At 65.7% G+C, this 21,128-nt stretch carries 13 protein-coding genes; 7 read left to right on the top strand and 6 right to left on the bottom strand.

The features are described from left to right. Positions 1-93 precede the first annotated feature (93 nt). The 5 genes from gcvT (at position 94) to PI87_RS13880 (ending at position 7,434) form a co-directional block, all read left to right on the top strand. Positions 94-1,221, top strand: a complete 1,128-nt coding sequence (gene gcvT / locus PI87_RS13900) for a glycine cleavage system aminomethyltransferase GcvT (RefSeq protein ID WP_039598298.1) — start codon at positions 94-96, stop codon at positions 1,219-1,221. A gap of 51 nt (positions 1,222-1,272) precedes the next feature. After that, positions 1,273-1,653 carry a glycine cleavage system protein GcvH gene (gene gcvH / locus PI87_RS13895; RefSeq protein ID WP_039598297.1) on the top strand — a complete coding sequence of 127 codons (381 nt, stop codon included), beginning with the start codon at positions 1,273-1,275 and terminating at the stop codon, positions 1,651-1,653. Between the two features lie 75 nt (positions 1,654-1,728). Beyond that, a complete protein-coding gene (gene gcvP / locus PI87_RS13890; protein WP_039598296.1) occupies positions 1,729-4,668 on the top strand; it encodes an aminomethyl-transferring glycine dehydrogenase in 2,940 nt (979 codons plus the stop codon). A 174-nt stretch (positions 4,669-4,842) separates the two neighbouring features. Then, positions 4,843-5,961, top strand: coding sequence for an alginate lyase family protein (locus tag PI87_RS13885; RefSeq protein ID WP_039598295.1), 1,119 nt, complete (start codon positions 4,843-4,845; stop codon positions 5,959-5,961). A gap of 96 nt (positions 5,962-6,057) precedes the next feature. Then, the gene (locus PI87_RS13880) at positions 6,058-7,434 is read left to right on the top strand and encodes an L-serine ammonia-lyase (protein WP_039598294.1); all 1,377 of its coding nucleotides are present in this window, start codon (positions 6,058-6,060) and stop codon (positions 7,432-7,434) included. 107 nt (positions 7,435-7,541) lie between these two features. On the opposite strand, the gene PI87_RS13875 is transcribed toward PI87_RS13880, so the two are convergent. Beyond that, positions 7,542-8,012, bottom strand: a complete 471-nt coding sequence (locus PI87_RS13875; protein ID WP_052321537.1) for a GNAT family N-acetyltransferase — start codon at positions 8,010-8,012, stop codon at positions 7,542-7,544. Between the two features lie 168 nt (positions 8,013-8,180). Here PI87_RS13875 and PI87_RS29095 point away from each other — a divergent pair, with 168 nt between their 5' ends. After that, positions 8,181-8,324 carry a hypothetical protein gene (locus PI87_RS29095; protein WP_157003138.1) on the top strand — a complete coding sequence of 48 codons (144 nt, stop codon included), beginning with the start codon at positions 8,181-8,183 and terminating at the stop codon, positions 8,322-8,324. 252 nt (positions 8,325-8,576) lie between these two features. Continuing rightward, the gene (locus PI87_RS13870; protein ID WP_039598293.1) at positions 8,577-10,631 is read left to right on the top strand and encodes an OPT family oligopeptide transporter; all 2,055 of its coding nucleotides are present in this window, start codon (positions 8,577-8,579) and stop codon (positions 10,629-10,631) included. A gap of 11 nt (positions 10,632-10,642) precedes the next feature. On the opposite strand, the gene PI87_RS13865 is transcribed toward PI87_RS13870, so the two are convergent. The 5 genes from PI87_RS13865 to PI87_RS13845 form a co-directional block, all read right to left on the bottom strand. After that, on the bottom strand, positions 10,643-11,776 hold the full coding sequence (locus PI87_RS13865) for a YbdK family carboxylate-amine ligase (protein ID WP_039598292.1): 1,134 nt from the start codon (positions 11,774-11,776) through the stop codon (positions 10,643-10,645). A gap of 3 nt (positions 11,777-11,779) precedes the next feature. Continuing rightward, positions 11,780-13,003, bottom strand: a complete 1,224-nt coding sequence (locus PI87_RS13860; RefSeq protein WP_039598291.1) for a cation:proton antiporter — start codon at positions 13,001-13,003, stop codon at positions 11,780-11,782. A 203-nt stretch (positions 13,004-13,206) separates the two neighbouring features. Then, complete coding sequence (locus PI87_RS13855) at positions 13,207-14,340, bottom strand: branched-chain amino acid ABC transporter substrate-binding protein (protein WP_039598290.1); 1,134 nt, start codon at positions 14,338-14,340, stop codon at positions 13,207-13,209. A 130-nt stretch (positions 14,341-14,470) separates the two neighbouring features. Further along, the gene (gene putA / locus PI87_RS13850; protein WP_039598289.1) at positions 14,471-18,457 is read right to left on the bottom strand and encodes a trifunctional transcriptional regulator/proline dehydrogenase/L-glutamate gamma-semialdehyde dehydrogenase; all 3,987 of its coding nucleotides are present in this window, start codon (positions 18,455-18,457) and stop codon (positions 14,471-14,473) included. A gap of 264 nt (positions 18,458-18,721) precedes the next feature. Continuing rightward, positions 18,722-21,019 carry a primosomal protein N' gene (locus PI87_RS13845; RefSeq protein ID WP_039598288.1) on the bottom strand — a complete coding sequence of 766 codons (2,298 nt, stop codon included), beginning with the start codon at positions 21,017-21,019 and terminating at the stop codon, positions 18,722-18,724. Positions 21,020-21,128: the final 109 nt, after the last annotated feature.

Raw genomic sequence — 21,128 nt, 5'->3', positions numbered from 1 at the left:
CATCAGGCTGCGCGGGTGGCCTTTTTGCTTTTCTGGTCCCGAATAACGCGCCGCGCCCAGGCCTCAGTGGCGGCGCTTCAGCCGAGAGATTCCATGACGCTCCAACACACGCCGCTCAACGCCATCCACCGCTCGCTGGGCGCCCGCATGGTCGACTTTGGCGGCTGGGACATGCCGGTCAACTACGGCTCCCAGATCGAAGAACACCACGCCGTGCGCCAAGACGCCGGCATCTTCGACGTCTCGCACATGTGCGTCGTCGACCTCACCGGTGCGCACGTGCGCGACTTCCTGCGCGGGCTGCTGGCCAACAACGTCGACAAGCTGCAGACCCCGGGCAAGGCGCTCTACAGCTGCATGCTGAACCCCAAGGGCGGCGTGATCGACGATCTGATCGTCTACTTCTTCCGCGAAGACTGGTTCCGCCTGGTGGTCAACGCCGGCACCGCGCCGACCGACCTAGAGTGGATCGTCGCGCAGAACGCCGCCGCCGGCACCAACGTGACCATCACGCCGCGCCGCTCGGACAACAACGCTGGCGCCGAGCCGCTGGGCATCCTCGCCGTGCAAGGCCCGAACGCGCGTGCCAAGACCTACGCCGCGCTGCCCGGCACGCAGGCCGTGGGCGAAGCGCTCAAGCCGTTCAACGCAGGCTTTGTCACCGTCGACGGTGTGGGCGAGATCATGGTCGCGCGCACCGGCTACACCGGTGAAGATGGCTTCGAGCTGGTGGTGCCCGCCTCGCAGATTGCTGGCGTGTGGGAGCGCCTGCAGCAAGCCGGCGTGCGCCCGGCTGGCCTGGGGGCACGCGACACGCTGCGCTTGGAAGCCGGCATGAACCTCTACGGCCAGGACATGGACGACCACGTCTCGCCGCTCGACGCCGGCCTGGCCTGGACGGTCGACCTGCAAAGCGAACGCGACTTCACCGGCAAGGCCGCGCTGCAAGCCGGCGGCCAGCGTGAACAGTTCGTCGGCCTGATCCTGCGTGACAAGGGCGGCGTGCTGCGCGCCCACCAGAAAGTCATCACCCCCGCCGGTGACGGCGAGATCACCAGCGGCACCTTCAGCCCGAGCCTGTCGCTCTCCATCGCGCTGGCACGCCTGCCCAAGGACGTTGCCATCGGCACCGACGTGCAGGTGGAAATTCGCGACCGCAAGTTGACCGCGACTGTGGTTAAACTGCCGTTCGTGCGCAATGGCAAGGCGCTGGTCAGCTAGTCACCGACCGAATCTGCATCCCCCAATACCAATCTTTCGGAGAAACCTTTCATGAGCAACGTCCCCGCCGATCTGAAGTACACCGAACACGACGAGTGGATCCGCGTTGAAGCCGACGGCACGCTGACCATCGGCATTACCGACTTCGCGCAAGAGCAGCTCGGCGACATCGTCTTCCTGGAGCTGCCGGAAGCCGGCCGCACCATCGCCAAGGACGAAGCGATTGCCGTGGTGGAATCGGTCAAGGCCGCCTCCGACATCTACGCCCCGGTGTCGGGCGAGATCATCGCCAACAACGGTGACGCTGCGGGCGCGCCCGAGTCGGTCAACGCCGGTGCCTACGAGGCCTGGCTGTTCAAGATCAAGCCGACCAACGCCGACGACGTGAACGCCCTGATGGACGCCGCCGCGTACACCGCCAAGATCGGCTAAGCCGGTCCTCCGGCCGATGCGCGCGCTCTGACCTGCGCCGCGCATTGGCTTTTGCCAGAATTTCGAGCCCTTGCCATGAACGCTCCGCACCCCGCTTCCTCGGCGCTGTCCGCCGAACGTCCCACGTTGGCTGACCTGGAGGCGCGCGACGCCTTCGCGCACCGCCACATCGGCCCGTCTGCCGACGAGCAGGCCCAGATGCTCAGCACGCTCGGCTATGCCAGCCGCGCCGCGCTGATCGACGCCGTGATCCCGCCTGCCATCCGCCGCCAGGACGGCATGCCGCTGGGTGAATTCACGCAGCCGCTGACCGAAGAGGCCGCACTGGCCAAGCTGCGCGGCATCGCCGGGCAGAACCGCGTGGTCAAGAGCCTGATCGGCCAGGGCTACTACGGCACGCACACGCCGGGCGTGATCCTGCGCAACATCCTCGAGAACCCGGCCTGGTACACGGCCTATACGCCGTACCAACCGGAAATCTCGCAAGGCCGCCTGGAAGCGATGCTGAACTTCCAGCAGATGGTGATCGACCTGACGGCGATGGACATCGCCAACGCGTCGATGCTGGACGAAGCCACTGCCGCGGCTGAAGCGATGACGCTGCTGCAACGCATCGGCAAGTCGAAGTCGACCGTGTTCTTTGTCGCCGACGATGTGCTGCCGCAAACGCTGGAAGTCGTGCGCACGCGCGCCGAGCCGATCGGCGTGCAAGTCGTGACCGGCCCGGCGGCGGACGCCGCCAAGCACGATGCCTTTGGCGTGCTGCTGCAATACCCAGGCGCCAACGGTGCGCTGCTGGGCGATCTGTCGACGTACCAGGCACTGACCGATGCCGTGCACGCTGCCGGCGGCCTCGTTGTCGCTGCGGCTGATCTGCTGGCGCTCACGCTGCTGGCCGCGCCGGGCGAATGGGGCGCCGACGTGGTGATCGGCAACACGCAGCGCTTTGGCGTGCCGTTCGGTTTCGGCGGCCCGCACGCCGGCTACATGGCCGTCCGCGATGCGTTCAAGCGCTCGATGCCCGGTCGCCTCGTCGGCGTGACGATCGATGCGCAAGGCAACTCGGCCTACCGCCTCGCACTGCAAACGCGCGAGCAACACATCCGCCGCGAGAAGGCCACCTCGAACATCTGTACCGCACAGGTGCTGCTGGGCGTGATGGCGTCGATGTACGCCGTCTACCACGGCCCGCAAGGCTTGAAGCGCATCGCCCAGCGCGTGCACCGCCTGACCGCCACGCTGGCCGCCGGCCTGCGCGCGATCGGCTACACGCTGGAATCGGACGCCTTCTTCGACACGCTGACGGTCGCCACCGGCCCGCGCACCGCCAACCTGCATATCGCCGCGCAGGCGCACGGCATCAACCTGCGCCAGATCGATGAGGCGCGCCTGGGCATCTCGCTGGACGAGACCGTCACGCGCGCCGACGTCGTTGCTCTGTGGGAAGTCTTCGCCCACGCTGCTCACGCAACGGCACCGGACTTCGACAAGACCGAAGCCAGCGTTGCCGATGCGTATCCGGCATCGCTCGTTCGCCAGAGCGCGTACCTCACGCACCCGGTGTTCAACGCGCACCACTCCGAGCACGAAATGCTGCGCTACCTGCGCAGCCTGGCCGACAAGGACCTGGCGCTCGACCGCACGATGATCCCGCTGGGCTCGTGCACGATGAAGCTCAACGCCACCGCCGAGATGCTGCCGGTGACGTGGCCCGAGTTCTCGAACATCCACCCGTTCGCGCCGGCCGACCAGACCGTGGGCTACCGCGAGATGATCGACCAGCTCGAACAGATGCTGTGTGCCGCCACTGGCTACGCTGCTGTGAGCCTGCAGCCGAACGCCGGCTCGCAGGGCGAATACGCCGGCCTGCTGATCATCCATGCGTACCACGCCAGCCGTGGCGAAGGCCACCGCAACGTGTGCCTGATCCCGTCGTCGGCGCACGGCACGAACCCGGCATCGGCGCAGATGGCCGGCATGCAGGTCGTCGTGGTTGCTTGCGATGAGCGCGGCAACGTCGATCTGGCTGACCTGGAGAAGAAGGCCGCCGAGCACAGCAAGAACCTCGCGGCGATCATGATCACCTACCCGTCCACGCACGGCGTGTTCGAGGAAGGCGTGAAGCGCGTCTGCGAAATCGTGCACAGCCACGGTGGCCAGGTGTACGTGGACGGCGCCAACATGAACGCCATGGTCGGCACCGCCGCGCCGGGCCACTTCGGCGGCGACGTTTCGCACCTGAACCTGCACAAGACGTTCTGCATTCCGCACGGCGGTGGCGGCCCGGGCGTTGGTCCGGTGGCCGTGGGCGCGCATCTCGCGCCGTTCCTCCCGGGGCGCGCGGCGTCGGGTGAAGACGCCAGCCAGAACATCGGCAACGTGTCGGCGGCGGCTTTCGGCTCGGCGTCGATCCTGCCGATCTCGTGGATGTACATCGCCATGATGGGCGCGGCCGGCCTGACCGCCGCCACCGAAACGGCCATCCTGTCGGCCAACTACGTGGCCAAGCGCTTGGCACCGTATTACCCGGTGCTATACACCGGCGCGCACGACCTGGTGGCGCACGAGTGCATTCTCGACATCCGCCCGCTGCAGAAGGAATCGGGCATCAGCAACGAAGACATCGCCAAGCGCCTGATGGACTTCGGCTTCCACGCGCCGACAATGAGCTTCCCGGTGCCGGGCACGCTGATGATCGAACCGACCGAGAGCGAGCCGAAGGTGGAACTCGACCGCTTCATCGACGCGATGATTGCCATCCGTGGCGAAGTCGACAAGGTGATCTCGAGCGAATTCGACCGCGAGGACAACCCGCTCAAGCACGCCCCGCACACCGCGCAGGTGGTGATGGCCGATGACTGGCAACACAAGTACACGCGCGAGCAGGCCGCCTACCCGGTGGCGTCGCTGCGCAAGCAGAAGTACTGGCCGCCGGTTGGCCGTGCGGACAACGTGTACGGCGACCGCAACCTGTTCTGCGCCTGCGTGCCGATGAGCGAGTACGCGCAGGATTGATCGGCCTGATGTGACATGCATGACGCGGCGGCGGGCACCCTGCTCCGCCGCCGCGTCACATGTAACCTGGCAGGATCGTCGCAAACCGCGCTGTAACCCGTTGTGACAACCGATGCTTTCCGGCGTGTCGCCGTTTAAGGTGACGACAGTTCACCTGATCGACGAGACCCTTCCATGCCGATGCCCCACCGCGCCCCGCTCCTCCGCCTGCTTGCCTGTGCTGCCGCCGTTGCGGTGTGCAGTGCGTGCTCGCCGACACAAGCCGGAGCGGCAGCGTCCATGTACGCTGGGGTGCACAGCCCGGCTGGCCCGACGCGCGACTGGTGCAGCGTGTCGCCCGCGCAGTCCGGTGACCCGTCCGCAGTCAAGCTGATCGCCCGCGCGACCCAACATCTTGGGCAGACCCCGCATCCGCTGCCGCGCCTGCATACCGAAGGCACGCTGCCGCACCAGGGCATCTACGACGAATCCGTTGTTGCCGCGCGCGACTTCCCCATCATGCGCGACGCCGCATTGGCCTGGCGCCTGACCAGTGACAAGCGCTTCGCCGAGCAGGTCGACACCTTCCTGCACGCGTGGGTCGGCACGTATGTGCCGAGCTTCAATCCGATCGACGAAACCAAGTTTGATGCGCTGATCCAGGCTTACACGCTCGCACGCGACGGCCTGACGCCGGGCACGCGGGAAGAAACGCAACGCTTCCTGCGCACGCTGGCTGAGGGCTACATCGCCCGCACGGAGACTGCCAAGCAACCGCTGTCGCACACGTGGGTCAACAACTGGCAAAGCCACCGCATCAAGCTCATGGCGATGTCGGCCGCTGCACTGGGCGACCACGCGCTGATCGCGCAGGTGCATCGTCTGTTCCTGCAGCAACTCGCCAACAACGTGCGCCCCGACGGCTTGGTGGAAGACTTTGAAGACCGCGATGCGCTGCACTACGTCGTCTACGACCTGGAGCCGCTAACGATGGCCGCGATTGCCGTGCAGCCGTTTGGCCAGCACTGGCTGCGCGAGCGTGCGAGCAATGGCGCCACGCTGGCCGCTGCCATCGACTGGCTCGTGCCGTATGCCGATGGCAGCCGCACGCATGAGGAATACGTCCACTCGCACGTCGCGTTCGACAAGAAACGTGCCGATGCAGGTCTACCCGGTTTCTCCGGCATGTGGGAGCCCAAGAGCGCCGGCACGCTCTACTGGCAGGCCGCGCGGCTGGACCCGAAGTACCGCCCGCTGGCCGAACAGCTGGCCGCCACCGCGCCCGATTGGCTGGCGCTGTGCGCGGCACGCTGATCGGCGCATCATTGCTGTAACAGCGGGCACGCAACAACCCGGCGCAAGTGGCCACAAGCCGACTTGCCCTCACTAACGCCCCCGGAGCCCTACCCCATGGCTGTTTCTGTTTTCGACCTCTTCAAGATCGGCATCGGCCCGTCCAGCTCGCACACCGTCGGCCCGATGCGCGCCGCGCTGATGTTCGCCTCGGCCCTCGAAGCCGATGGACTAATGCCGCAAGTGGCCAGCGTGCGTGTGGAGTTGTACGGCTCGCTGGGTGCTACCGGCAAGGGCCACGGTACGGATCGCGGTGTGATCCTCGGCCTGATGGGCGAGGCGCCGGACACCATCGACCCCGACACCATCGACGCCAAGCTGGCGGAACTGCGCAAATCGCAGTCGCTGTCACTGCTGGGCCGTCACGCGGTGCGCTTTACCGAGAAGGAGCACATCGCCTTCTACCGCCGCGAGGCGATGGCCGAGCACCCGAACGGCATGAAGTTCCACGCTTTCGATGCGGCGGGTGAGCGGCTGCGCGAGGCGCGCTACCTGTCAGTGGGCGGTGGCTTTGTCGTCACGGCCGGTGCAGCGAATACGCAAGTACTGTCTGCGCATGACCAGTTGCCGCATCCGTTCCGCAGCGGCAAGGACCTGCTGACGATGTGCGAATCGACGGGCAAATCCATCGCTCGCCTGATGCTGGAGAACGAACTGACCTGGCGCACCGAAGCCGAAGTGCGCGCCGGCCTGCTCAACATCTGGCACGTGATGCAGGCATGCGTGGCACGCGGCTGCCGCACGGAAGGTGAACTGCCCGGCCCGTTCCACGTGCGTCGCCGTGCGGCTGAGTTGTATTCACGGCTCACAGGACAGGCGGAGCGGACGTTGTCCGATCCGCTGTCGGTGATCGACTGGGTGAACCTGTATGCGATTGCCGTGAACGAAGAGAACGCTGCAGGCGGACGTGTCGTGACAGCACCGACCAACGGCGCGGCGGGCATCATCCCGGCGGTGATGCATTACTACGATCGCTTCGTACCTGGTGCGAATGACAACGGCATTGTGGATTTCCTGCTCACCGCGGGTGCGATCGGCATGCTTTACAAGATGAACGCGTCCATCTCGGGCGCGGAGGTCGGGTGCCAGGGCGAAGTGGGTGTTGCGTGTTCGATGGCGGCGGGTGCGCTGGCGGCAGTGCTGGGGGGCACGCCTGCGCAGGTCGAGAATGCTGCGGAAATCGGTATGGAGCACAACCTGGGGCTCACCTGCGACCCAGTGGGCGGGCTGGTGCAGATTCCGTGTATCGAGCGCAATGCGATGGCGTCGGTGAAGGCGGTGAATGCGGCACGCATGGCGCTGCGCGGCGACGGCACGCACTATGTTTCGCTCGACTCCGTGATCAAGACGATGCGGGAGACGGGGGCGGATATGAAGACCAAGTACAAGGAAACCGCGCGCGGCGGACTGGCCGTCAATATCGTTGAGTGCTGAGGGTAAATTAAGGGCCTCAAACCGGCACGCGCCAGCGTTTGAGGCTCAGAGATGCCTAGGAGATCCGGCGCGATTCAACAAGAGAAAGCAGTCGCTCGACGCGTGCATTAAGCCGACCCGCGTAGCAGGTTCGGCTTGAATGAATTGTTAGGACTGGCCCTCTCCATAAGGACATACGAGCCTTCCGGACCGTCAGCCTCGCTGCGTACACGCCACCCCTGAGACTGGTAGAACTGCTTGGCACGCTCATTAGCTTTGAGGCATTTCAGTGTAGGTACGCTGGAAAAGTACTTGTCGCAGCCGGCCAATAACATCGTTCCTACACCCAGCCCCTGATGCCGAGGGTGAACAAATAGATTGTGTAAGAAGCTGTCATCCTGCCATACAGACGCAAAGCCGATGGGATGGGATGAATGCACGGCTACCAGAATCCTCTCACCTGCGGTGCTCAGATCAAAGTCTTCAAGCTTATGGGTGCCAACGGTAGCCCACGAGAAAGCGGCATCGCGCGATACAACAAATAACTTGCGAAGGGCCTCCCGATCGGCCTCAACAAACTCTCGCACGATGACCTGCATGTTTCTGCCTATATCGCTAATCACAAAGACTGAAGAATCTGGCTAGCGTGGGTCCATAGGATGGACCCACCGGCATTTTCCAGAAAGTAACGTTGGCGTTTCGCAAGCGCCTGTGCAGTATGGCACCTCCATGGCGTGGCGCTCTTGGGCTTCTGGATGGCGCTCGACATGTTCTTCCTATCGCTGCTCGCGCTGTGCACGCAGGATGTCGGCGAATGGGGCACACGCGGGGCCGCGCAAAAGACACCCTCCGAAGCTGAGGAGGCCAGCGAACCCACCACGCCGATACCCGTCAGCGGGCCACAGCCATGATCGTGCCCCAGAAGCATGCTGCCTCGCGCGCTGGCGCCCCGTCCTTTCGGAAACCGGTAGACAGCTCGCGCGTCGAATGCACGAAGCGGTTTAGCCCGTCGCCGCAGTCCGGCACGCCTCTGCAGATCCGCCACCTCACCAGCAAGAAAACGGCCGGAATTTAGAGGAAGCTCAAAACAAAATCATTCGTCCTGTCGCATCCCTGCCCTCCTATAATCCGGGCCACAAAAACCCTCATCGGAGACCCGCAGGATGCAATCTCCTCATTCTCTCAAGCACATTCCAGCAGCCACCCTGCCGGAGCTGACGCTGCGCGGCATGATCCTCGGTGCCATCATCACCGTGATCTTCACCGCCTCGAACGTGTACCTCGGCCTGAAAGTGGGCCTCACGTTTTCTTCAGCGATTCCCGCTGCCGTGATCTCGATGGCCGTGCTGCGCATGCTCGGCAGCACCAACATCCTCGAGAACAACATGGTGCAGACGCAGGCCTCTGCGGCCGGCACGCTGTCTTCCATCATCTTTGTCTTGCCGGGCCTCGTGATGATCGGACACTGGCAGGGCTTTCCGTTCTGGCAGACGTTTGGTGTGTGCATGGCCGGCGGCATGCTGGGCGTGGTGTTCACGATCCCGCTGCGTCACGCGATGGTGGTGCAGAGCGATCTGCCCTATCCCGAAGGCGTGGCCGCGGCAGAAATCCTGCGCGTGGGCAGCGGCCACTCCGCTGACGGCACACAGGCCGACAATGGCGATGCCGTGCCTGCGGCCACCGGCATGCGCGATCTTGCTGCGGGCGGCATCGTCGCGGCCATCGTTGCATTTGCGACCAACGGCCTGCGCGTGCTGGGCGAAGGGGCGAGCTGGTGGTTTGCGGCGGGGGCCTCGGTGGTGCGCCTGCCGCTGGGCTTCTCGACGGCGCTGCTGGGCGCGGGTTACCTGATTGGCCTGATGGGCGGGTTGGCCATGCTGGTGGGTCTGGTGATCGCCTGGGGCATCGCCGTGCCGTACCTGACCGCCATCACGCCAATGCCGGAAGGCAAGGCGCTGGCCGCGTTCGGCGCAGACGTCTGGCGCACGCAGGTGCGCTTCATCGGTGCAGGTGTGATTGCGGTGGCCGCCGTGTGGACGCTCGGCACGCTGATCGGCCCGGTAGTGCAAGGCGTCAAGCGCTCGTTCGGCAGCCTGCGCCCGCAAGGCGATGACCGGCAGCGCACCGAGCAAGACATGGCGCCGCGCTGGATTCTGCTGGTCACGCTGGCGATGGTGGTGGTGCTGGTCATCACCTTCGCGGCCTTCCTGGCGCCGACCATGCTGTCGGCCGGCTCGCGCTGGACGCTGATCGCCTGCGCGGTGGTGTTTGCGGTGGTGTTCGGTTTTCTGGTGGCGGCGGCGTGCGGCTACATGGCCGGGCTGATCGGTTCGTCCTCCAGCCCGATTTCGGGGATCGGCATGATCGCCGTCACGCTGGTGTCGCTGCTGCTGTTGGCCGTGGGTGCGGACAACGGCCTCGTGGGTTCGCCCGAGGCCAGCAAGCTGGGGATTGCGCTGGCGATCTTCACGACGTCGGCCGTGGTGGCCGTGGCGACCATCTCCAACGACAACCTGCAGGATCTGAAGACCGGCTGGCTGGTCGGGGCCACACCGTGGCGCCAGCAGGTCGCGCTGCTGGTGGGCTGCGTGGCGGGCGCGGCGGTCATCTCGCCGGTGCTGGAGCTGCTCTACAACGCATACGGCTTCCCGGGTGCATTGCCGCGCGCAGGCATGGATGCCGCGCAGGCGCTGTCCGCACCGCAAGCGACGCTGATGACGGCCATCGCCACCGGCATCTTCACGCACAAGCTGGAATGGAACATGGTGATCACCGGCACCATCGTCGGCGCCATCCTCATCGCCATCGACTGGGTGCTTAAGCGGCGCGGCGGCGCGGCACGACTGCCAGTGCTGGCCGTGGGCATCGGTATCTACCTGCCGCCGACGGTGAGTGCGCCGCTGGTGATCGGTGCCGTGCTGGCATGGGTTATCGAGAAGATTCTCGTCAAGCGCGCACAAGCTGCCGGTGTGCCATACGAGCGCTATGCAGAAGTCCCGAACCGCCACGGCGTGCTGCTCGCCTCGGGCCTGATCGTGGGGGAAAGCCTGGTGGGCGTGCTGATGGCGGCCATCATTGGCGCCACAGGTAGCGATGCGCCGCTGGCCGTCGTCGGCGCTTCGTTTGAAGGTGCCGCGCAATGGCTGGGGCTGATCGTATTCGCCCTGATCTGCTGGGCATTTGCGCGCCGCGTGCTGGCGGTGCGCCCCGCTCACTGATCGACTGCCGATTACGCAGGCTGGGTTGCCGCCTGCGTCCAACGCCCGCAACCCCGTCGCACGGTCTCGTGCAGGTTGCGGGTTTCGTTTTGGGCACGGCGGATCCACTCGGCATCCGTGTCACGCGCTTCCACCACTTCTCGCACCATGTCGAGTGCGCCTTCGGACGACAACGCCTCGGCGTGGTGGGACAGCACCTTGCTGGTTTCCAGGATGTGATCGGCCAAGGCTCCACGGTTGCCGGTGGCCGGGTCGACGTATTCGCCCGCCAGCCCGAAGCGGCACGCCTGGAAGCGGTTGAAGGTGTAGACGAGGTAGTCGTCCTCCACCGGCGTGAATGGGCGATCGAGCAGCAGCCAGCGGCCCAGCGCTTGGATGTAGGCGGCAATGGCGGCGGCGCGCTCCACCGTCAACGGCGTGTCCATCACGCGGACTTCGATCGTGCCGTACCTGGGGCTGGGGCGGATGTCCCAGTAGAAGTCCTTCATGCTGTCGATCACGCCGGTGGCGTGCATCTTGTCGAAGTAGGCGTTGAAGGCGTCCCACGTGAGCACGAAGGGCGCACGACCCGACATCGGGAAAGCGCTGACCGAGTTCATGCGCGCCGAGGCAAACCCCGTATCCACCCCTTGCACGAACGGTGACGACGCCGCCAGCGCAATGAAGTGCGGCACGTAGCGCGACATGGCGTGCAGCAGGTACAGCGCATCGTCGGGGCTGGAGCAGCCCAGGTGCACGTGCTGGCCGAACACGGTGAACTGCTTGGCGAGATAGCCGTACAGCTCCGAGATGTATTGGTAGCGCGGCGATTGCGAAATCGTGCGCTGGCTCCACTGCTGGAACGGATGCGTGCCGCCACCGCAGATGCCGATGTTCAGCGCCGTAGCGGCATCGGCCATGCGGTCGCGCATCTCGCGCAACTGCCATAGCGCTTCATCGTGGCTATGGCAGATGCCGGTGGAGATCTCGATCATCGAATCGGTGATCTCCGGCTTGATGTCGCCGGGATGCTCCTTGCCCTTGAGCATGCGCAGCAGATCGGGCGACGCCGAGGCCAGGTCGTAGTCGTGACGATTGACGAGCTGCAGCTCCAGTTCAACGCCGAACGTCAGCGCCTCGGATTTGGCAAACGGTTCAAGCGACATGGCTTATCGCCTCCCTTCATCTTGGCGCACCTCACCGGCCCAGCGCAGCGAACGCGCGGTCAGGATGGGTGCTGCAATCTGCTGGATCGCCAGCGTGCATAGAATGATGGCCGCCAGCGGCGCGCCGGTCTGGGGATACAGCGCTGCCGTATCGTGCATCAGCAACCATGACAATCCTGACATCGGCCCCAGCGCCAGGCCCAGGGCCACGCTCTGGCGCATCGACAGCCCTGAGAACGAACCCAGCGCCGTCGTACCGGCCAGCTTGGCGACGAAGCGCGCCAGTACGAGTGCGACCGCCGCCACCCCGCCGATCGCCCAGTCTGCCGCGGTGATCGGCAGCCCAAGCGACACAATCATCACCACGATCAAGATGCTGCCCGCGCTGCCGAAGTGCGACGGCCACACGCGCGGGTGTGCATCCTGGTGCTTGAACACCACGCCCGCCAGCAACAGCGTGAGCGGCACCGACAGCTTGAGCAGCTTGGCCATCGCCAGTGCAAACAGCACCAGGCCCACCAGCACCAGGAACGCGTAGTGATCGTCACCCGCCATGCGGTGATACAACGCGTGGCCCACCTTGCCGACTATCCAGGCCAGTAGCACGGAGCCTGCCAGCAGGTAGAGCGGGTGAATCAGCGCGGCGGCCCAGTGACCGTATTCGGAGTGCAGCCAGCCGGCGGTGAGCGGCACCAGCACGCTGGCGTAAATGCTGTTGAGCGCGCCCAGCGAGAGCAGCCGTTCGGTCACCTGGCCTTCGGCGCGCAGTTCGTTCTTCAGTTGTAGCAGCACGGTGGGCGAGGTCGCCACCGCAATTGCGCCGGCCGCCACCGCCACCGGCGTTGCCACGCCAAACAGTTGCAGGACCCAGGTGACGAGGCCCCAGGTCAGCAGACTCTCAAAGCCGCTGGTGAGCAGCAGCCAGCGGTTGGCGCGCAGCCACTCGAACGAGAGCCGGTGCCCCAGCTCGAACAGCGCGAGTGCGAGCGCCATCTCGATCAGGATGTGGGTCTGGTCGAGCATGTCGGCGTCGATCAGCGGGCGGCCGAGCACGCCCGCCGCCAGCCCCGCAATGGCGTAGCCGACAATGCGCGGCAGTTTGAGCGCCACGCGCGCAAACTCGCCGCACAGCGCCGCGCCCACCAGCGCCAGCCCGATCCAGAACAGGCCGCCCGGAGCGGGGGGCCACGAAGGGAAGAGATCGTGAAGTCCTGTCATGGGCCACATGGTACCCGAAGCACCCAAACGGAAAAGTCAGCCAAGCACTGACACGCGATGAGATCGCGTTACACGATATTTGACATCAGATAAAAGAGGTTTGCAGAAGATCAAGGAGTTCACGTGTTTGCGCCAGCTGATGCCGGGCAAAGAAAAACCGCCCCGGAGGGCGGTTTTTCATGCTGCAAACGGCGCAGAGCCGTTGGGTTGGCTTACTTGCCGCCCACGCTTTCCAGCGGTGCCCACTTGCCGTTGGTGACCTTGTAGACGGTGATACCGCCGTCCTTCAGGTCGCCCTTGTCGTCGTAGGCGTAGTGCTTGGCGGTCACGCCTTGCGCGTTGGTCGCTGCCAGGATCGGCAGGTACTTGCTCGGGTCGGACGAGCCGGCCGCAACCATCGCCTTCATCAGCGACATCGCGCCGTCATAGGCGTACGGCGAGTACGTCTGCACCGGCGTGCCGAAGCGCTTCTCATAGCGCTGCTTGTACCCAGCGCCGCCCGGCATCTGCTCCAGCGGCAGGCCAGCCAGCGATGCCACCATGCCTTCGGCCGCTTGCGGGCCGGCCAGCTTGATGAAGTCGTCGGTCTTGGACATTTCGCCCGACATCAGCGTGGACTTCATGCCCAGCTCGCGCATCTGCTTGAGCAGCGGTGCCGATTGGCCTTCCGCGCCGCCGTAGAACACGGCGTCCGGGTTCTTGCTCTTGATCTGCGTCAGGATGGCCTTGAAGTCGCTGGCCTTGTCGTTGGTGAATTCGCGACGCACGATGGTGGCGCCGGCAGCCTTGGCAGCCTTCTCGAACTCGTCGGCCAGACCTTGGCCGTAGGCCGTGCGGTCATCCACGATGGCGATGTTCTTGTAGCCCAGCTTCTTGACGGCAAACGTGCCGACCACCGAACCCTGCTGGGTGTCGGAGGTCATCATGCGGAAGGTCGTCTTGTAGCCTTGCTTGGTGTACTCCGGTGCAGTCGCCATGGCGATCTGCGCGATGCCGGCCTGGTTGTACACGCGCGACGCCGGGATGCTGGTGCCCGAGTTGAAGTGGCCGAGCATGCCCTTGATGCCGCCATCCACCAGCTTCTGTGCGACGGCAGTGCCCGTCTTCGGGTCAGCCTGGTCGTCTTCGGCCATGAGCTGGAACTTGACTTCCTTACCGGCGATCTTTGGGTGCGTGGCGTTGAACTCTTCAACGGCCAGGGTCGCGCCGTTCTTCATGTCCGTGCCGTATTGCGCTTGCGGACCCGACATCGGGGCAGCAAAGCCCAGCTTGATGACTTCCTGGGCCGATGCAGCGCTACCCAGTACACACAGCGCTGCCGCCACCCACAGTTGCTTCATTTTCATTTGTGCGTCTCCTAGTTCAAACGCAATTTGGATCAATAGCGCGACGGGATCACCATCGCCCTCCTCCCGCTTCGCCTCCCATCCGTACGTGTCGCGCGGATGGAAGTGCGAATCCTGCTTGTGCTCCCCGTCAGCCGATGGTCATCAGGCTGGCGTTGCCACCCGCTGCGGCCGTATTGACCGCTAGCGAACGCTCGATCAGCAGGCGCTCCAGCGCCAGCCCTTCCCCGCCGTGCGGCAGGCCTTGCACCCCCACGATCGGGCCGGCGCGTCGTGCCAGCCCTTCGCAGATGGCGCGTAGATGGTCCGAATCGCCGTGATGCAGCACCGCGTCGAACTCGGCCCCATCGAGGGCCGGCACCACGCGGACGCGCGATTGTACTGCCGCTGGTAGCTCTCGCAACACGGCTTCCACAGCAGGGTTTTCCAGCACCACGGCCGTGCTACCGACCGCCAGCACAGCGGCCAGTTGGCGCAGCCAGTCAGCCGGATCCACTGCCACGCACAGCACCGCTTCGCGCGGCAGCAGCGTGTAGGTGTTGCGCTCGCCGGTCGGGCCCGGCAGCGTGAGTGTGGCACCGGCGGCTGAGGCCGCCGCCAGGCGTTCGCACAGCGCCGTCAGGTTGGCGGACTGCGCCACCGGCGACTGCTTGCCCGCCCATGCTGCCAGGGCATCGAACGGTGCCAGCAGCGCACGGCGCGCATCGGTTTCGACTTCCGTGCCGGCGCCAGCCGTGAGCGACAGCGCGGTACGCATGCCGTCCTGCGGGCACGTCGACAGCAAACGCAACAAATACAGCGGCCCGCCCGCCTTCGGGCCGGTGCCCGACAGGCCCTCACCGCCGAACGGCTGCACACCCACCACGGCGCCGACGATATTGCGGTTCACATACAGGTTGCCGACATGGGCGCGGTCGACCACGTGCGCGATGGTCTCGTCGATACGCGTGTGGATGCCCAGCGTCAGGCCGTAGCCTGTACCGTTGATCTGCTCGATCAGCTTGGTCAGGCCGGCGTTGTCTGCCGAGCGCTTCCAGCGCACCACGTGCAGCACCGGGCCGAAGATCTCGCGCGTCAGGTCCGACAGGCTGTCGAGTTCGATCACCGTTGGCGGCACGAAGGTGCCATGCGCGCAGGCAGCCGGCACCGGTGCCTGATGCACGCGACGGCCCTTGGCACGCATGCCTTCGATATGGCCGACGATGTTGTCGCGCGCCTCGGCGTCGATCACCGGGCCCACGTCGGTGGACAGGCGATCTGAGTTGCCCATCGCCAGCTCGGCCATACCGCCCTTGAGCATCGTGAGCACGCGGTCGGCCACATCGTCCTGCACGCACAGCACGCGCAGTGCCGAGCAACGCTGGCCCGCCGAATCAAACGCGGAGGACAGCACATCGGCCACCACCTGCTCGGCCAGTGCGGACGAATCCACGATCATCGCGTTCTGGCCGCCGGTTTCGGCGATCAGCGGGATCGGTGCGCCGTTGGCGTCCAGGCGGCCGGCCAGCGTGCGCTGCAGAATGCGCGCCACTTCAGTCGAGCCGGTGAACATCACACCCTTGGTACGCGAGTCTTTCACCAGCGCGGCGCCAACCGTCTCGCCGCGGCCCGGCAGCAGTTGCACCGCACCGGCCGGCACGCCGGCTTCGCGCAGGATGCGCACGGCTTGCGCGGCAATCAACGGGGTCTGCTCGGCGGGCTTGGCCAGCACCGGGTTACCGGCAGCGAGCGCAGCGCTCACCTGGCCGGTGAAGATGGCCAGCGGGAAATTCCACGGGCTGATGCAGACCACCGGGCCCAGCGGGCGGTGCGTGTCATTCGAGAACCCGCCGCGCACTTGCGCCGCGTAATAGCGCAGGAAGTCCACGGCCTCACGCACTTCAGCGATGGCGTTGGACAGCGTCTTACCGGCCTCGCGAATGATCAGCCCCATCAGGTGCTGCATCTCGCCTTCCATCAGGTCAGCGGCGCGATCGAGCAGCGCGGCACGCGCCTCGGGCGGCGTGGCTTGCCAGATCGGGGCAGCGGCAGCGGCGGCAGCGAGTGCGGCATCCACGTCGGCCTCGGTGGCTTCCGTCACGTGGCCGACCACATCGCGCAGGTCCGACGGATTGCGCACCGGTTGAGCGGTGCCACCGACGTATGGCGCATCACCGATGGTCGGCTCAGCAGCCCAGACCGTGCTGGTGCCAGACAAAAGGGCGGACGACAACGACGCCAGGCGCTGCTCGTTCGCCAGGTCAATGCCTGACGAGTTTGCGCGAACGTCACCGTAGAGGTGGCGTGGCAGCGGAATTCTCGGATGCGGCATGCCGAGCGTCCCTTCATCGGCGTGCATCCGTTCCACCACCGCCACCGGATCGGCGACGAGGTCGTCCAAAGAAATCGACTCGTCCGCAATGCGGTTCACGAACGAGGTGTTGGCGCCGTTTTCCAGCAGACGGCGCACCAGATAAGCCAGCAGTGTTTCGTGCGTGCCGACCGGCGCGTAGATGCGGCACGGGCGATTGAGCTTGCCCGGCTTGTTGCCGACGACCTGTTCGTACAGCGGCTCGCCCATGCCGTGCAGGCACTGGAATTCGTACTGGCCAGGGTAATAATTCTGGCCAGCCATCTGGTAGATCGCGGCCAGCGTGTGCGCGTTGTGCGTGGCGAACTGCGGGAAGATCGCTTCCGGTGCGGCCAGCAGCTTGCGGGCGCACGCCAGGTACGACACATCCGTATAGACCTTGCGGGTGTAGACCGGATAGCCCTCCAGGCCTTCCACCTGGGCACGCTTGACCTCGCTGTCCCAGTAGGCGCCCTTCACCAGGCGGATCATCAGGCGGTGCTTGCTGCGGCGGGCCAGATCGATGATGTAGTCGAGCACGAACGGGCAGCGCTTCTGATAGCCCTGCACCACGAAGCCGATGCCGTTCCAGCCGGCCAGCTCAGGCGCGAAGCACAGGCGCTCCAGCAGGTCGAGCGACAGCTCCAGGCGGTCCGCCTCTTCCGCGTCGATGTTGATGCCGATGTCGTATTCACGCGCCAGCACAGCCAGCGCCTTCACGCGCGGGTACAGCTCGTTGATCGTGCGGTCGTACTGCGCGCGGCTGTAACGCGGGTGCAGCGCCGACAGCTTGATCGAGATGCCCGGCCCTTCATAGATGCCGCGACCGCCCGAGGCCTGCCCGATCGCGCGGATGGCCTGCTCGTACGACGCCAGGTAGCGCTGCGCGTCTTCCTCCGTCATGGCGGCCTCGCCGAGCATGTCGTAGGAGTAGCGGAAGCCTTCGGCTTCAAACTTGCGCGCGTTGGCCAGCGCTTCGGAAATGGTCTCGCCGGTGACGAACTGCTCGCCCATCAGGCGCATCGCCATGTCCACGCCCTTGCGGATCAGCGGCTCGCCGCTCTTGCCGATGATGCGCGTGAGCGCCTTCGACAAGCCCGCTTCGTTGTGCGTGGCGACCAGCTTGCCCGTCAGCAGCAGGCCCCAGGTGGCGGCATTCACGAACAGCGACGGGCTCTGGCCCAGGTGCGAGTGCCAGTTGCCGTTGCTGATCTTGTCGCGGATGAGCGCGTCGCGCGTGGCCTTGTCGGGGATGCGCAGCAGCGCTTCGGCCAAGCACATCAGCGCCACGCCTTCCTGGCTCGACAGGGAGAATTCTTGGATCAGGCCCTGCACCAGGCCTTCGCGGCCGGTGCCGACCTTTTGCGTGCGGAGCTTGCCGGCAAGGTCGCGGGCCAGTTGCTTGGCTTCCGAGGCGAGCGCGGCCGGCAAGCGGGCCTGCTCCAGCAGCATCGGAATGGCTTCGGTTTCCGGCCGGCGGTACGCGGCCGTAATGGCGGCGCGCAGCACCGATTGCGGTTGCACGCTCTGTGCGAATTCGAGGAACGGTTGCACCGCGGGCTCATCACCCTCGTGCACGTCCGAGACGGCTGCGGCGGCGGACGGGAGGCCATCCGCCGCCGTGCCGTTTGCATCAGTTGGCAGCTGCCCCCGCTCCACTTGATCCAGATACGTGAAGATCGCCTGCTTGATCAGCCAGTGCGGCGTGCGGTCAATGGACTGCGCAACGCGCTTGAGGCGTTCACGCGAAGCGTCGTCCAGTTTGACCCCGAGGGTGGTTGTAGCCATGTGGGTTCCTATCCGTAGCTGCCATTGCCAAAGCTTGTGGCCGGCAAATCGGAGCGGATGTTACGCCCGGTGACTTAGAGGGTGCAACCTAGTAAAACCCCTTGCATCGAATTGGGTAGGTTTGGTGCAACCGCACAATGAGGTTGCTGTTTTTGTGCTTGTTGCTTTGCTTGGACGCTGGTGGTCCACCTCCCTTTCACCCCCTGCCGGGGCTGCAATAAGGGATGGACTACCGGGGCCAAAACAACAAACCCAACCCCGCAGCTAAATCCGCAACGGATCAATCTCCAACTGCCAACGCACGCCTTTAACTGTCTTGCCGATTTCAGCAAACCGCTCAGTCCAGGCCGTCAGGAATTTCTGCAACGCGCCGCGCGAGGCACTTTCCACGAGCAGCTGCGCCCGCTCGCGATTGGCCAACCGCACCATGGTCATCGGCACGGGGTCATGCAGGAAGACGGGCGCGGCGAGTTCAGCCACCAGAGCTTCCCCAACCTCCCGCGCGGCGCCGAGGAATTCCAGCGCACGCGCCACCTCCTTATGCTCGGTGGTCAGCAACGCCTGATAGGCAAACGGCGGCAACCCCGCCTGCTTGCGCTCGCGCAGCAGCTGACGAGCGAACCCGCCATAGTCGTGCCGCACCAGCGCTTGCAGCGCGGGCGCATCTGGATAACGCGTCTGGATCAGCACTTCCCCCGCCAGCCCCGCGCGGCCAGCACGCCCCGCCACCTGCATCAGCGAGGCAAACAGATGCTCCCCAGCCCGGAAGTCATGGGAGAACAACGAGGGATCCGGCGCCACCACCCCCACCAACGTCACACGCTGGAAGTCGTGCCCCTTGGCGACCATCTGCGTGCCGATCAGGATGTCGACGCTGCCTTCGTGCACGGTGTCGAACAACGCTTCCGCACTGCCCTTGCGGCGCGTGGAATCAGCGTCGATGCGTGCCACGCGCGCTTGCGGAAACAGCTCGCCGAGTGTCTCTTCGATACGCTGCGTGCCGCGCCCGAGCGGGGCGATATCGACGTTGCCGCAGTCCGGGCAGTGATGCGGAATGCGCGATTCGTAGCCGCAGTGGTGGCAACGCAAACGGCGCTCCGGCTTGTGCAGCACGAGGTACGCCGAGCACCGCGGGCAGCCCGACAGCCAGCCGCACGCATCACAAGACAGCACCGGCGCATAGCCCCGGCGGTTGAGGAACAGCAGGCTCTGCTCGCCACGCGCGAGGCGATCGGCAATCGCATCGACCAACGGTTTGGACAGCCCGTCGCGGATCTCCCGCCCGGCGCGCCGCTCCAGATTCAGATCGATGAGCGACACGCGCGGCAGCACCGCCTCGGCCTGCGCACGCTGCGACAGCGTCAGGCGCGTGGTCGCGCTCTGCTCCGCGCGCCACCAGGTTTCCAGCGACGGCGTGGCCGAGCCCAGCACGACCGGGATGTTGCGCTGCTTGGCCCGCCACAGCGCCAGATCGCGCGCCGAATAGCGCAGGCCTTCCTGCTGCTTGTAAGACGTGTCGTGCTCTTCGTCGACGAGGATGAGCGCCAGGTTGGGCAGCGACGCCAGCATCGCCAGCCGCGTGCCGAGCACGATGCGCGCCTCGCCACGATGGGCGGCCAGCCAGTTCAGTGCGCGCGGCAGCTCGGCCAGCCCGCTGTGCAGCGCTGCCATGGGCACCCCGGGAAAGCGCGCGGCGATGCGCGCCTCGAGTTGCGGCGTCAGGTTGATCTCGGGCACCAGCATCAGCACCTGCGCGGTCGGATCGCGCGCCAGGGCGTCGGCGATGGCGTGCAGGTAGACCTCGGTCTTCCCGCTGCCCGTTACGCCGTAGAGCAGGAACGGGCTGAAGGTGCCGCTCGCCCCACCCTGTGCGATGGCGGCCACGGCGGTGGCCTGTTCCGCATTCAGTGCAGGGGCGGCGGAAGGCGCAGGCAATTCCAAGGGCTGCGGCAGCAGCGCCTTCGGGCGCAGTTCTGCACGCAGCCAGCCAACCGCAGCCCAATCGCGCAGCTTGGCGACCGCCTGGCCGTGCAGATCGACGGCGGCGCTGGTGGACAACTCACCGTCGCCGGTCAATGCCTCGGCCAGGCGCATTGCCCCGGTGGCGCGCTTGGGCACGCTGTCGAGCAGTGCCGCACGCGCCGGTTCAAACATCACATAGACGGTTTCGGTGGCCTGGCGCGCGAGGTTGTCCCAGCTACCGGGCGTACGCCACAGTGGCGGCAGTGCCGGCAACGTCACCTCGCCCAGCGCACGGTGGTAGTAGCCGGCGGCGAATTCGGCCAGCGCGCGCCATTCGGCATCGAGCGGCGGTACCCAGTCGAGTACGCGTTCCACATCGCGCAGTTTGTCTTGCGGCACGTCGGTGGTCGCGGCGGTTTCCACCACCAATGCCACCACGCGGCGGTTGCCGAACGGCACGACCACCAGTTGCCCCGGCAGCACCGGCTGGGCACATCGGTAATCGAACACCGCGTCGAGCGGCGTATCAATCACCACCCGCGCAAAGGCGGCCACCGCCCCGGCTTCAGGCAACACGGTATCGGCTTGTGCGGTGGTCATCCGAAGGGCAAACGGTTGAATTGCAAAGGAATTGTTGCGGTGCAGCGGCCTATCGTGCACCCGTGTGCACCCAGCAAAAGCGTGGCGCCCGTCTCACCTTGCCAGCACA

It is taken from the genome of Ralstonia sp. A12 (assembly GCF_000801955.1).
Taxonomy (GTDB): domain Bacteria; phylum Pseudomonadota; class Gammaproteobacteria; order Burkholderiales; family Burkholderiaceae; genus Ralstonia.
The sequence above is the reverse complement of the archived record's forward strand: the minus strand, read 5'-3'. Positions and strand labels throughout refer to the sequence as shown.

Bases quoted from the DNA above. Each gene is read 5' to 3' on its own strand.
- PI87_RS13875 (WP_052321537.1), bottom strand. From the start codon at position 8,012: ATGCAGGTCATCGTGCGAGAGTTTGTTGAGGCCGATCGGGAGGCCCTT.
- putA (WP_039598289.1), bottom strand. From the start codon at position 18,457: ATGGCTACAACCACCCTCGGGGTCAAACTGGACGACGCTTCGCGTGAA.
- gcvH (WP_039598297.1), top strand. From the start codon at position 1,273: ATGAGCAACGTCCCCGCCGATCTGAAGTACACCGAACACGACGAGTGG.
- PI87_RS13845 (WP_039598288.1), bottom strand. From the start codon at position 21,019: ATGACCACCGCACAAGCCGATACCGTGTTGCCTGAAGCCGGGGCGGTG.
- PI87_RS13855 (WP_039598290.1), bottom strand. From the start codon at position 14,340: ATGAAAATGAAGCAACTGTGGGTGGCGGCAGCGCTGTGTGTACTGGGT.
- gcvP (WP_039598296.1), top strand. From the start codon at position 1,729: ATGAACGCTCCGCACCCCGCTTCCTCGGCGCTGTCCGCCGAACGTCCC.
- PI87_RS13885 (WP_039598295.1), top strand. From the start codon at position 4,843: ATGCCGATGCCCCACCGCGCCCCGCTCCTCCGCCTGCTTGCCTGTGCT.
- PI87_RS13860 (WP_039598291.1), bottom strand. From the start codon at position 13,003: ATGTGGCCCATGACAGGACTTCACGATCTCTTCCCTTCGTGGCCCCCC.
- PI87_RS13865 (WP_039598292.1), bottom strand. From the start codon at position 11,776: ATGTCGCTTGAACCGTTTGCCAAATCCGAGGCGCTGACGTTCGGCGTT.
- PI87_RS13870 (WP_039598293.1), top strand. From the start codon at position 8,577: ATGCAATCTCCTCATTCTCTCAAGCACATTCCAGCAGCCACCCTGCCG.
- PI87_RS29095 (WP_157003138.1), top strand. From the start codon at position 8,181: ATGTTCTTCCTATCGCTGCTCGCGCTGTGCACGCAGGATGTCGGCGAA.
- gcvT (WP_039598298.1), top strand. From the start codon at position 94: ATGACGCTCCAACACACGCCGCTCAACGCCATCCACCGCTCGCTGGGC.
- PI87_RS13880 (WP_039598294.1), top strand. From the start codon at position 6,058: ATGGCTGTTTCTGTTTTCGACCTCTTCAAGATCGGCATCGGCCCGTCC.